This window comes from Scandinavium goeteborgense, from assembly GCF_003935895.2.
GTDB classification, from domain to species: domain Bacteria; phylum Pseudomonadota; class Gammaproteobacteria; order Enterobacterales; family Enterobacteriaceae; genus Scandinavium; species Scandinavium goeteborgense.
On the sequence record NZ_CP054058.1, the window covers coordinates 2,084,008 to 2,096,708 of the forward strand.

Here is a 12,701-nt window from a genome sequence, read left to right on the forward strand (position 1 = left end):
GGTTAGTAAGTTAGCGAATAGAAAGAAGTTTTGGGAAAGCCATTTTGCTTTACAGGCCACGAAGTTTGTTGTTTGGGATGTAGCTGATTTCAGGCCTTGTAGTGATTGTGCTGGTTCGCAAAATGGTAGTGTTAACGCGACGATGTAAGGCCTTGTTTCTTTACTAGATGCTGACGGTTTTGTTTGTCTATGGTAACCGTATGAGCAACGGGCAACGCATCAAAGAGTAGATGTCGCGATGGGGGATGTGCTTGTTTAAGCTGCCACGCTTAGGTTCTAAAAGCGCAGGCAAGTGTATGATGAGATAAATAGAGGGAGGTTTTTTAGTATTAACGCCCAATATTATCTGTAGTAAACGGGTACATTTGAAAGCAGTCTAAATAGCAGTATCATTTTATTAAGTCCATTAATGTTAAATCTGAAGTCTGAAGTACCTTAAAAGCCCTGGCTGCAATGGTCAGGGCTTTTAAGATTACTCTCTCTTGAATTGTAAGTTCTCCCAACAAATCATTAATAAAAATAACCTTGGTCATTTCCCCTGATGAGCTCCCCAATGCCTTATCGGTTTGGCTGCGCTTAATCAAGGTAAGCACGCTGTGACCTCCTTCCCATTGTTCATGTTTCCTCAATGTAAGTTTTTGAAGAACTGCCAACGTCTGTTCCTCGCTGTGAGTTCAAATCGACAAGATTAACGTGGCAGGTCAAACCGCCCATGCTTCCCCTCTCAGGCCTCTGCTAAACTGAGTAGTGAATCTCATTATGAGCAGGAGGATGTATGGGTTTAATCAGTTTCGTGAAAGAAGCAGGTGAAAAGATACTCGAGGCGGTCACCGGTACGGCACATGCCGCGGATCAAAATGAACTGCTTAAAGAGCACCTTAAGAAGAACGGCTTACAGGATGCCGATAAAATTGATGTGAAGGTTGAAGACGGTAAGGCTGTTGTTACCGGCGAAGGTTTAAGTCAGGAAGCAAAAGAAAAAATCCTGATTGCGGTCGGTAACGTGGCAGGGATTGCAGGTGTAGAAGATAACGTTACGGTAAAAGATACTGCTACAGAAAGTCAGTACTACACGGTGAAATCCGGCGACACCCTGAGTGGCATCTCTAAACAAGTTTATGGTGATGCTAATCAGTACAACAAAATATTTGATGCCAATAAGCCTATGCTGAAAAGCCCCGATAAAATCTATCCTGGTCAGGTTCTTAGGGTCCCTAAATAATTCAACACATCCACCATCACTTGCGTGCGAGCCACGCAAGTGATGGAGTTTGGCGAGTCTCATCCCAACGATGGGAATCTATGCTGATAACGTTATGCAATTTCAAACCTCGCCTCGGTGGGGTTTTTTATTGTCTGCCATTTACAGCAGCGCAACTGTCGCGCCTTCAGAGGCAATTTGGGAGCAACAAAATGCCCGGTTATGTCTGAGAGTGTCTATTGCCAGTTTATAGCAACCTGCTGATAACCATTAAAAAGTTAATGTATACAGACGGATGCTAAAAAAGTTACTATACCCCCCTACAGTATACCGGAGGGCCTATGCCGCATTCACCTGAAGATAAAAAGCGCGCTCTGACGCGCGTGCGTCGTATCCGAGGGCAGGTCGATGCGCTTGAGCGGGCGCTGGAGTCCGGCGATCCGTGCCTGAACATCCTGCAACAGATTGCAGCCGTACGCGGGGCCGCCAACGGCCTGATGGGTGAAATGATTGAAATGCATCTTAAAGACGAGCTGGTGACCGGCGAAACCACTGCCGACCAGCGTGCTGCGCGGATGGCGGAAGTCGGTCATCTGCTACGATCGTATTTAAAATAACTGACAAGAAGGGAAGAGACGGAATGAAATCACGTGCTGCAGTTGCGTTTGGCCCAGGCCAGCCGCTGAAAATTGTCGAAATTGACGTGGCGCCGCCGAAGAAGGGCGAAGTGCTGGTCAAAATCACCCATACCGGCGTGTGCCACACCGATGCGTTCACGCTGTCCGGTGAGGATCCGGAAGGCGTCTTCCCGGCGGTGCTCGGGCATGAAGGCGGCGGCGTAGTGGTTGAAGTCGGTGAGGGCGTCACCAGTCTGAAGCCGGGCGACCACGTCATCCCGCTGTACACCGCCGAGTGTCGCGAGTGTAAGTTCTGTAAATCCGGCAAAACCAACCTGTGCCAGGCGGTCCGCGCCACGCAGGGTAAAGGCCTGATGCCTGACGGCACCACCCGTTTCTCCTACAACGGCGAGCCGATTTACCACTACATGGGCACCAGCACCTTCAGTGAATACACGGTCGTGGCTGAAATCTCCCTGGCAAAAGTAAACCCACAGGCGCCACTGGATAAAGTGTGTCTGCTGGGCTGTGGCGTGACCACCGGTATCGGCGCGGTACACAACACGGCGAAAGTGAAAGAAGGCGACACTGTGGCGGTATTTGGCCTCGGCGGTATCGGTCTGGCGGTCATTCAGGGCGCGGTTCAGGCGAAGGCCGGGCGCATCATCGCCGTCGACACCAACCCGGAGAAATTCAAACTGGCCGGTGAAATGGGCGCGACCGATTTCATCAACCCGAATGACAGCGACAAGCCGGTGCAGGACGTTATCGTCGAACTGACCGACGGCGGCGTGGACTTCAGCTTCGAATGCATCGGCAACGTGAACGTGATGCGTGCGGCGCTGGAATGCTGCCACAAAGGCTGGGGCGAAAGCGTGATTATCGGCGTGGCGGGTGCTGGTCAGGAAATCAAAACCCGTCCGTTCCAGCTGGTGACCGGTCGCGTGTGGCGCGGTTCGGCGTTTGGCGGCGTGAAAGGGCGCACCCAGCTGCCTGGCATGGTCGAAGATGCGATGGTCGGTAAAATCAACCTCGACCCGTTCATCACCCACCGTATGCCGCTGGATCAGATCAACGAAGCGTTTGATTTGATGCACGAAGGCAAATCAATCCGCACCGTTATCCATTTCGGCGACAACTGATGCACAGGCCAGCGGAGTCCTTCCGCTGGCTTTTCCCCGCTTAATCTCCAAAGTGTGACCGATGTAGCGCTTTTACCCGTAAGCAATCTCCCCGACAGGCCGATGACAATCTAACGGGCGTTTTGGTACGCCTCTTACAATAAGAGAGTCGATAAGCCATGGACAAATCAGCCGCAGGGCAAAAGTCGCAAACAGTCAGTTTCTTACATCACATCCGTCTCGTTCCACTGTTCTCCTCCATTCTGGGCGGCATCCTGCTGCTGTTCGCATTAAGCTCGGGCCTGGCGGGGTATTTCCTGTTGCAGGCAGATACCGACCAGAACGACGTCACGCAAGAGTTAGAAGTCCGAATGGGGCTGTCAAACAGTTCAAACCACCTGCGTACCGCGCGTATCAACTTGATCCACGCCGGGGCCGCCAGCCGTATTGCTGAAATGGATGAGATGAAGCGCAATATCTCCGAGGCTGATCTGCGCATCAAACAGTCGCAGGAAGGGTTCAAGCAGTACGTGAACCGAGAAGTGAAAACCCCTGCGGACGAAGCGCTGGATGGCGAAATCAACGCCCGTTACAACGCCTATATCGACGGCATGAAGCCGATGCTGAAATATGCTAAAAACGGCATGTTTGAGGCGATCATCAATCATGAAAACGAGCATGCTCGCCTGCTGGATTCGGCCTATAACGAGGTGCTGCTGAAAGCGATTAAAATTCGCAGCGACCGCGCGCGGCATCTTTCTGAATCGGCGCATCACCGCACCCAGCTCGGCCTGGCCTTTATGGTGGGTGCCTTTGCGCTGGCGCTGGTGTTGACGCTGCTGACCTTTGTTGCGCTGCGTCGCACCGTCATCAATCCCCTTCGCCGTGCGCTGCATCGCATCGAGCAAATTGCCGATGGCAATTTAACCCTGGCGGAAGAAGCCACCGGGCGCAGTGAAATCGGCAAGCTGAGCCACGATTTGCAGAAGATGCAGCACGCGCTGTCGCAAACCGTCGGCACCGTACGTCAGGGAGTCGAAGAAATTTACCGCGGCACCAGCGAAATTTCGGCGGGCAATACCGATCTATCGTCCCGCACCGAACAGCAGGCGGCGGCGATTGAAGAAACGGCTGCCAGCATGGAACAGCTGACCGCAACGGTGAAACAGAACGCCGACAACGCGCATCATGCCACCAAACTGGCGGAAGACGCGTCCGGGAAAGCCACCCGCGGCGGGCAGATTGTGTCGGGCGTCGTGTCGACGATGGGTAACATCTCCAGTAGCTCGAAGAAAATTTCAGAAATTACCGCCGTGATTAACAGCATCGCGTTCCAGACCAATATTCTGGCGCTCAACGCGGCGGTAGAAGCGGCGCGCGCCGGGGAACAAGGGCGTGGATTTGCCGTGGTCGCCAGCGAAGTGCGGACCCTGGCGAGCCGCAGCGCGCAGGCGGCGAAAGAGATTGAAGGGTTGATCAGCGAGTCCGTAACGCTGATTGAACGCGGCTCTGGCGAAGTGGTTGCGGCGGGGAGCACCATGAGCGAAATCGTTGATGCGGTGAAGCGCGTAACCGACATCATGCTGGAAATTGCCGCGGCATCAGACGAACAGAGTCGCGGTATTTTGCAGGTCAGCCAGGCGATCACCGAAATGGATAACGTCACCCAGCAGAACGCCTCGCTGGTGGAAGAAGCGTCTGCGGCGGCAGGATCGCTGGAAGAGCAGGCCGCGCGTCTGACCGAAGCCGTGGGCGCATTCCGCTTGCAGCACGCGGGTGCAGTTCGCCAGCCGAAACCGACTTCCGCCCCAACCTATGTTCCACAGCGTCCAGCACTGGCAAGCGGGGATAACTGGGAAACCTTTTGATTAAGGGAAATGCCCGGTGGCGCTTCGCTTACCGGGCCTACTTCGAATTTGATATTACCGTAGGCCTGGCACAACAACGGACATAAAAAAAGGGACCTTTCGGTCCCTTTATCGTTACAGCGAGAAGATTACTGCTTGTCCGGCAGCGCGTAGGCAATGATGTAATCGCCACGGTCCGGAGACTGACGAGCACCGCCCGCGTTAATGATGATGTACTGCTTCCCGGTTTTCGGTGACACGTAAGTCATCGGGCCGGACTGGCTGCCCACCGGCAGACGGGATTTCCAGATTTCTTTCCCGTTCGCGGTATCGAACGCGCGCAGGTAGAAATCTTGCGTGCCCGCGAAGAACAGCAGACCCGACTGTGTCGACAGCGAAGCGCCCAGCGTCGGCATCCCGATTGGGATTGGCAAGTGCATACGGATGCCCAGCGGACCGGTGTCTTCTACCGTACCGACCGGAACCTGCCACACCACTTTGCCACTTTTCAGGTCAACGGCGGACATTGTGCCAAACGGGGGTTTCTGACACGGAATGCCGAGCGGAGACAGGAAGCGTTCACGCATCGCGCCGAACGGCGTACCGTCCATTGGCACAATACCCATCTCGATACCGCTGGCGTTCTTCGCCACGTTGGCGCGCGGAACCATATAGTTCGCCAGACCCAGACGCATATCGTTCACGAACATCAGGCTGTTATTCGGGTCAACCGACACGCTGCCCCAGTTCATGCCGCCGAGCGAGCCCGGGAACTGCAGGGAGCGGTCGAGGCCTGGTGGAGTGAACACGCCCTGATGACGCATCTCTTTAAACTGAATGCGGCACAGTAGCAGGTCGATTGGCGTCGCGCCCCACATGTCGGACTCTTTCAGGGTTTGATTGCCGATCATCGGCATTCCCACAGAGTACGGCTGCGTCGGGGAATAACGTTCACCTTTGATGTCGCCCGCAGGAACCGGACGCTCTTCCACCTTGGCGACAGGTTTACCGGTCGCACGATTGAGCATAAAGATCATGCCCTGTTTGGAGGTTTGCACCAGCACCGGCGTCGTGCCGCCTTTGCCATCCGGTAAATCGTACAGCAGCGGCTGCGAGGGCAGGTCAAAGTCCCACAGATCGTGATGGGTGGTTTGATAATGCCAGCGCACCTGACCGGTGGTTGCGTCAACGGCGACGATAGATGAGCTGTATTTGTCGTCCAACGCCGTGCGATGACCGCCGAAGAAGTCAGGCGTTGCGTTGCCGGTTGGCAGATAAATCAGGTTCAGCTTCGCGTCATACGACATTGCTGACCAGACGTTCGGCGTACCGCGGGTATAGGTTGTGCCTTCTGGCGGAACGCCAGTCAGGTTTGGGTTGCCCGGATCCCACGCCCACGCCAGTTTGCCCGTATGAACGTCATACGCGCGGACCACACCCGGCGGTTCACCCGTCGAGAAGTTATCCGCGACGCGGCCGCCGACCACCACTACATTTCCGGCCACCAGAGGGGTCGAGGTTTGCTGGTAGTAGCCAGGCTTGATTTCGCCCATGCCAACGCTCAAATCCACCACGCCGTGGGTGCCAAAGTCTTCACACACTTTGCCGGTGTCGGCATTAATGGCAATCAGACGGGCATCGGTGGTCGGCAGGAACAGACGACGCGGGCAGGCCGCAGGCTGCGAATCTGCCACAGGCGCTGCATTAGCCGCAGGCGTTGCAGCGGCCTGATCGTAATAGCCGAGACCACGGCAGCGCTGCCAGTTTGGCGCAGTGGCTTTTGAATCATAGCGCCACTTCTCTTTGCCGGAATCGACGTCCAGCGCCAGCACTTTGCTGTAAGGCGTGCAGACGAACAGCGTGTCGCCCACTTGCAGCGGCGTATTCTGGTCTTCCGCGCCGGAACCATTGCTCAGCGGAATGTCGCCGGTATGTGCGGTCCACGCGACTTGCAGCTGGCTGACGTTTTGCTTATTGATTTGATCAAGTGCGGCAAAACGGTCGCCGTGGGTGGTATTGCCCCAGTGCTCCCAGTTTTTTTGCGCTTCGCCCGGTGCGACGGGTTTCACCGGAACCGGTTCGTCGGCGGTGACCAGCGTTTGCGGGCGGAACATGCCGCCTGCGCTGGCCAGTAAAATAACGACCAGTACCGCGGCAATGCCAAAGGCCGGGGCTTTATGCGTGGCGGTTTGTTGGCCGAGGAAGGGCCAGAGCAGGATAGCCAGCAGCGCCAGCACGCCGAAGGTGAACAGGCGTGAGAACAGCGGCCAGAATTCCCAGCCTGCATCGCTGATCGCCCAGACAATCGAGGCGATGAACAACACTGTATAAAGCACAATCCCGCTGCGACGGTTTTTAGCGATAAGCCAGGCTGAAATCAGCATCACGATACCGGCGATGACGAAGTACCAGCTCCCGCCGACGCTCGCGAGTTTGGCCCCGAGGCCACCCACGGCGAGGCCGATCACGACCATCAGCACCACTAAAAGCCACTGCAGGATCCGAGGTAATCCGCGTGGCGAACTGCCAGTTGCCATTTCTGTCTCCTTAAGACACCCATACACACAGTTTATGAACCATACGTAACGCTTAAGCGTGAATGAGTTTTTGAATGAAGCAATAAATACCTTCAGAGAGGCGCAATAATCACCTTTATGAATTTCAAATGAACCATTTGGTGAATAGTGAGCATGATAGATCTGTTAAATTGCATTGCGCAATTGTTAATAAATAATATCGCATTATTTGCGCGGCAGAGGCGGGGTCAAAACGAGGGCCGCCGATGAAAATTCTGTAGGGTCTAAACTGTGATCGGGACTGATAATTTCAATGCTGGCGCCGATCGACATCACAATTCACGCTGTGAGCGTTGGGTATATTTCGCTCATCATGATTAAAACTATATCTATAATAGAAACAAAAGAGGCGATGATGAACGATGAACAGAACAGAAACACTGCAGGCGGTATCGCCCGCCGCTGAGATCCCAGCGGCGCGTAAGCTGCGCAAGGTGCTGCTCGCCACCGGTGTGGGGCATTTTGTTGAATGGTTCGATTTCGGATTGTACGGCACGCTGGCGGCGATTATCGGTATGCAGTTTTTCCACGCTGACAGCCCTGGCGTGGCGCTGTTGTCATCGTTCGCGGTGTTTGGTGCCGGGTTTATCATGCGTCCGTTGGGTGGGCTGTATTTCGGCTCATTGGGCGACCGGGTGGGGCGACAGAAGGTGCTGGCGACGGTCATTTTGCTCACTTCTGGCGCGACGTTTGTTATGGGCTTGTTGCCCACGTTCCATCAGATTGGTGTCACGGCGACGGTGCTATTGGTGATGACCCGTTTGGTTCAGGGGTTTGCTGCTGGCGGTGAAAGCTCAGGCGCCACCACCTATCTGGCGGAATACGCTCCGAACGATCGGCGCGGCTATTTTACCTGCTGGATAGACAACTTTGGCTTTATGGCTTTTGTTGCCGGTTCGGGGCTGGTGTTTATTCTCACGGCGTCGTTGGGCGAAACCGCGATGAACGACTGGGGCTGGCGGATCCCGTTCCTGGTGGCCGGGCCGCTCGGCTGGGTGGGGCTGTATCTGCGCCAGCATCTGGAAGATTCACCGGAATTTAAGGCCGTAGTGCAAAGCGGTAAAACCGAAAGCAAACCGTTGCGGGCTGCGGTGACGAAAGCCTGGGGGGCGCTGCTGTTTTGTGTAGGATTCGTGGTGCTCAAAGCGGTCGGGCACTGGACGCTGCAAACCTTTATGCCGGGTTATCTCTCCACCGAACTGCATTTCTCAAAGCTCAACGCTTACGCCATTACCACCATTGGCCTGTTTGGCATCGCGGTTCTGGTGCCGTTTATGGGTTGGCTGTCGGATAAATATGGCCGCAAGCCGCTGATGCTGGCCGGATGCGCCGGGTTTATTCTGTTCAGCTACCCGGCGATGATGGTGATGGCGCAGGGGAATATGCTGTCGGCGGTGCTGGCGATGTTGCTACTGGGGGCGTTTATTGCCGCGTTTGACGGGGCGTGCAGTGCGGCTATGGCTGAGTTGTTCCCGACCAGCGTGCGCTACGGCGGCTTATCTATCGCCTATAACTTTGCGGTGGCGTTCTTTGGCGGTATTACTCCGTGGTTTTCGGTATGGCTGATTGGGGCCACCGGCGATCGGTTTTCACCGGCGTACTACGTGATGGGCGCGGCCTTAATCACCTTCCTCACGGTGCTAAAAGCCAAAGAAACCGCAGGAAAACCGCTTAAAAGGTGAGGTTTATATTCATGCCAGTGTTGTTTTTGGTCAAAAAATAATCAAGATCAGGTGCTATACTGAAGGGGTTTTCAACGTAAAAGAGGATGTCATGGATATCGAATTAAACCCTAAGCAGCTGGCCGTCGAATTTCTGCGTCGCGATACAAGCCCGTTAACCCCTGCGCAATATCTGAAACGCGTTAAACAGCTGGAGCTGGAGTTTGCCGACCTGATGGCGCTTTCCTCCCTCGAACTGAAAGAAGAGATCGACTACGCCTGGCGCATGGGTATCCATTGATCCTGACGTCAGCCATAAAAAAACCCGGTGAGTTTCCTCATCGGGTTTTTTATTAGCGGCTAACGCTTAATCGTCGTCTTCATCGTCCAGTTCGACCGGGGTCTGATACTGATCCGGTTTCAGCGCCAGCAAATCACAGCGCAGATGGTCAATCACCTGTTCCGCTGTATTGCCGAGGAATGCCGCAGACAGCCCAGTGCGACCTACGGTGCCGAGCACCACAATTCCCGCCTGTAAATGCTCCGCCAAATCGGGGATAACTTCTTCCGGCAGGCCTTTTTCGACGTGGGTCATCTCTTCCGAAATACTGTATCTCTGACGTAACGACTTCATTGCCAACAGATGTTGGCCACGAATCGCGTCGTTATACACGCTCGGGTCAAAATCAGGCAGTTCGATGGCAATGTTGATCGGGGTAACCGGATACGCGCCCACCAGATGCACTTCGGTGTGGTTAATCTGTTCGGCGAGCTGGAGGGTTTCACGCACCAGCTTATCGTTGAGGGCGTTATGATATTCCTCTTCGCTGGCGAGATTGACCGCCACAATCGCCTTGCCGCCTTCCGGCCACGGCTGATCTTTCACCATCCAAACCGGACATGGACATTTTCTCAGCAGATGCCAGTCGGTTGGGGTGAAAATCACCGCTTCCAGTTTGTCGTGCTGATGCGCCATTTTAAGCAACAAATCGTGCCCGTTGCTCATGATTTCCTGAATGATGGCTTCAAAAGGACGGTTATGCCAGACGACCTTAATTTCAATCGGTACGCCGGCATCCAGGTAAAATTTTGCCTGCTCGCGGATCCACGCGGTCCGCTGGCTGATGACGCCCTGACGCATAGCGGTGCGCTCGTCAGGCGACAGAAGGGTGGTCATCTCGTAGGAAAAATCATAGATCGGCAAAAAGGCTTTAATCGATCCACCAATCCGTTGATGAAGGTAAACAGCGCGCCGTAATGCGGGTTGATCGTCCTGGTTAGGATCGATGGCTACCAGCATATTTTGATACTTTGCCATATAGGGTCTCCTTACAACTGTCACCACAGTCTGTAACTAAAAGATAACTCATCCGGCGTGATTGAAACAGGGGATAACCTTCGCCAGATCAATAAATCAGGAAAATTCATCGATGGGTATTAGGGCATGTCTACTTGTTGCTCATTTGATAACGAAAAGTTGAATTTTTTTCCCTGTCTGGATGGATTAGCTTTATCAGCAATTTCAACCACAGGAAGAAAATAATGAACAAACTCTTTGGGCTGGCTCTGTTATCCACCTCGCTTCTCGCACCTGTCGCGTATAGTGCGCCGATGGGCACGCTCAGTGTCCACATCCTGAATCAGCAAACGGGGATTCCGTCGAAGGATGTGGATGTTACTCTGGAAAAGCAGCAGCCAACAGGTTGGGACAAACTTGCTCAGGGGAAAACGGATAATGATGGGCGTATAAAGTCCCTTTATCCTCAGGACCAGGACATGCAGCCCGGGGTTTATCGGGTGACGTTCAAAACGGGGGATTATTTTAAGCGCGAGAACTTATCGTCGTTTTTCCCGGAAGTCCCGGTGCTGTTTACCGTGACCAAAACCAACGAAAAACTGCATATCCCTCTGTTACTGAGTCAGTACGGATACTCGACGTATAAGGGCAGTTGATTCACGCAGTCAGGTCAGGCAGGGAAGAACCTTCGCCAGATCGCGTATTGACGATCTGGCGAAAGAAAAGGGCGTTATCAGGCGACGTTGCGGGCGTGACCCGCGAGGACTGCCAGCGCATCGCTATTTTCGATAGTGATGTACTTCCCTTTAACGGCCAGCATGCCGCTTTTCTGGAAACGACCCAGCAGACGGCTGATGGTTTCTACCGTCAGGCCGAGATAGTTACCGATGTCGCCACGGGTCATGGTCAGACGGAATTCACGCGGTGAGAAACCCCGTTCCGCGAAACGACGCGACAGGTTATAGATAAACGCTGCCAGGCGCTCTTCCGCGTTTTTCTTAGACAGCAGCAGGATCATGTCCTGGTCGCCTTTGATTTCGCCGCTCATCAGACGCATCATCTGCTGACGCAGATTTGGCATCTTGCCGGAGAGGTCATCCAACGTTTCAAAGGGGATTTCGCAAACCATAGAGGTTTCCAGCGCCTGAGCAAAGCTCGGGTGATGGCCGGTACCAATGGCGTCAAAACCTACTAAATCGCCCGCCAGATGGAAGCCGGTGATTTGCTCATCACCTTGTTCGGTGATGGTGTAGCTTTTGATGGTCCCGGAGCGGATGGCATACAGAGATTTCAGCTCATCGCCCGCTTTGAACAGGGTTTGCCCCTTCTGGATGGGCTTCTTGCGCTCGATAATATTATCAAGCTGATCGAGCTCATGTTCATTAAGAGTGAACGGAATACAGAGCTGGCTGATGCTGCAATCCTGGCAGTGGATAGCACAACCGCCAGATTGGATGCGTCGAATAATTCGCTTTTCCGGGATCATAGATTTGCTCAGGCTTTAATTGATTTTAGTCAATTTTAACATCTTTTTGTTGAGCAGGTAAGCCTCGAAAACCCGATTCACGTAATATAAGCAAGGGAAATAGTCCGAAGATTATATCTCCTTGAAATCTATGAATTTAAACTGGAAGAATTTAATAATAAATTGCGCAATCACTCCAGAAAGGCACTAAAAATCAAAGCAGCAGATAGCCTTCATGGCGCAGCAACCACTCTTTACGCTGAACCCCCCCGGCATAGCCCGTCAGGGTCCCGTTACGACCAATCACGCGGTGGCAGGGCACCACAATACTGACTGGATTTGAGCCATTCGCCGCGCCCACCGCGCGTGCCGCACCGGGTCGACCAAGCTGTTCGGCCAGCTCACCGTAGTGCATGACCTGGCCGCAGGGAATGCTGCGTAACGCCTGCCAGACTTCGCGCTGGAACGGCGTGCCCGCCGTGGCACTCGGCAGGTCATCAATCACGCTGAGATCGCCCTCGAAGTAAGTCTGCATTATTTTACTTAATCCGTTGGGATTACTGGACGCTACCCGCTCATAGCCTTCGACGCGATAATGCAGTTCCAGCAGTTGCTCCATGCGAGGGGTATGTTCTTCCCATTCCACAGCACGCAGGTTGAACTGTTCATCACACATGACCCATAGTGCCCCGAGCGGCGTTGTAATCTTATCTTCCAGCAATCTCAGCATCATGTTTCCTTAGTTCAGCCGCGGGGAAATCCACGGCCCAATGGGGATGACGACACGATATCATGCCCGCCGTCTGAGCAACCATACCCAAAAAGGGATGCGTTCTTATATATGAAAGAAAGGGGGCTATTGAAACCGCTAAGCTGCCGCTGATTTTTACGCATAAAAAGAATGGGAAAAGGTTGT

12 protein-coding genes are annotated in these 12,701 nt (G+C 53.8%); 7 read left to right on the forward strand and 5 right to left on the reverse strand.

Annotation, left to right across the window (positions count from 1 at the left end; genetic code table 11):
• Positions 1-389: 389 nt before the first annotated feature.
• Positions 390-653, reverse strand: a complete 264-nt coding sequence (locus A8O29_RS10750) for a hypothetical protein (RefSeq protein ID WP_125354396.1) — start codon at positions 651-653, stop codon at positions 390-392.
• 122 nt (positions 654-775) lie between these two features.
• On the opposite strand from A8O29_RS10750, the gene lysM reads away from it, so the two are divergent.
• From lysM to A8O29_RS10770, 4 genes are all read left to right on the forward strand, one after another.
• Positions 776-1,222, forward strand: a complete 447-nt coding sequence (lysM, locus tag A8O29_RS10755) for a peptidoglycan-binding protein LysM (RefSeq protein ID WP_110508355.1) — start codon at positions 776-778, stop codon at positions 1,220-1,222.
• A gap of 320 nt (positions 1,223-1,542) precedes the next feature.
• Positions 1,543-1,818, forward strand: a complete 276-nt coding sequence (locus tag A8O29_RS10760) for a metal/formaldehyde-sensitive transcriptional repressor (RefSeq protein ID WP_125354397.1) — start codon at positions 1,543-1,545, stop codon at positions 1,816-1,818.
• A gap of 23 nt (positions 1,819-1,841) precedes the next feature.
• On the forward strand, positions 1,842-2,960 hold the full coding sequence (locus tag A8O29_RS10765; protein ID WP_110508353.1) for an S-(hydroxymethyl)glutathione dehydrogenase/class III alcohol dehydrogenase: 1,119 nt from the start codon (positions 1,842-1,844) through the stop codon (positions 2,958-2,960).
• 158 nt (positions 2,961-3,118) lie between these two features.
• The gene (locus A8O29_RS10770; protein WP_125354398.1) at positions 3,119-4,807 is read left to right on the forward strand and encodes a methyl-accepting chemotaxis protein; all 1,689 of its coding nucleotides are present in this window, start codon (positions 3,119-3,121) and stop codon (positions 4,805-4,807) included.
• Positions 4,808-4,935: 128 nt separating this feature from the next.
• Here the strand turns inward: A8O29_RS10770 and A8O29_RS10775 are convergent, their stop codons facing one another.
• Positions 4,936-7,323, reverse strand: a complete 2,388-nt coding sequence (locus A8O29_RS10775; protein WP_174081301.1) for a glucose/quinate/shikimate family membrane-bound PQQ-dependent dehydrogenase — start codon at positions 7,321-7,323, stop codon at positions 4,936-4,938.
• Positions 7,324-7,724: 401 nt separating this feature from the next.
• On the opposite strand from A8O29_RS10775, the gene A8O29_RS10780 reads away from it, so the two are divergent.
• Positions 7,725-9,044: an MFS transporter gene (locus tag A8O29_RS10780; RefSeq protein ID WP_125354399.1), complete on the forward strand. Its 1,320-nt coding sequence runs from the start codon at positions 7,725-7,727 to the stop codon at positions 9,042-9,044.
• Positions 9,045-9,135: 91 nt separating this feature from the next.
• Complete coding sequence (locus A8O29_RS10785; protein ID WP_110508349.1) at positions 9,136-9,324, forward strand: YdiH family protein; 189 nt, start codon at positions 9,136-9,138, stop codon at positions 9,322-9,324.
• Between the two features lie 66 nt (positions 9,325-9,390).
• Here the strand turns inward: A8O29_RS10785 and uspE are convergent, their stop codons facing one another.
• Positions 9,391-10,341 carry a universal stress protein UspE gene (gene uspE / locus A8O29_RS10790; RefSeq protein WP_125354400.1) on the reverse strand — a complete coding sequence of 317 codons (951 nt, stop codon included), beginning with the start codon at positions 10,339-10,341 and terminating at the stop codon, positions 9,391-9,393.
• A gap of 224 nt (positions 10,342-10,565) precedes the next feature.
• Here uspE and uraH point away from each other — a divergent pair, with 224 nt between their 5' ends.
• On the forward strand, positions 10,566-10,976 hold the full coding sequence (uraH, locus tag A8O29_RS10795) for a hydroxyisourate hydrolase (RefSeq protein WP_110508347.1): 411 nt from the start codon (positions 10,566-10,568) through the stop codon (positions 10,974-10,976).
• A gap of 77 nt (positions 10,977-11,053) precedes the next feature.
• Here the strand turns inward: uraH and fnr are convergent, their stop codons facing one another.
• Both fnr and ogt read right to left on the reverse strand, forming a co-directional pair.
• Positions 11,054-11,806: a fumarate/nitrate reduction transcriptional regulator Fnr gene (fnr, locus tag A8O29_RS10800; protein WP_110508346.1), complete on the reverse strand. Its 753-nt coding sequence runs from the start codon at positions 11,804-11,806 to the stop codon at positions 11,054-11,056.
• Between the two features lie 193 nt (positions 11,807-11,999).
• Positions 12,000-12,515, reverse strand: coding sequence for a methylated-DNA--[protein]-cysteine S-methyltransferase (ogt, locus tag A8O29_RS10805; RefSeq protein WP_110508345.1), 516 nt, complete (start codon positions 12,513-12,515; stop codon positions 12,000-12,002).
• Between the last annotated feature and the right edge of the window lie 186 nt (positions 12,516-12,701).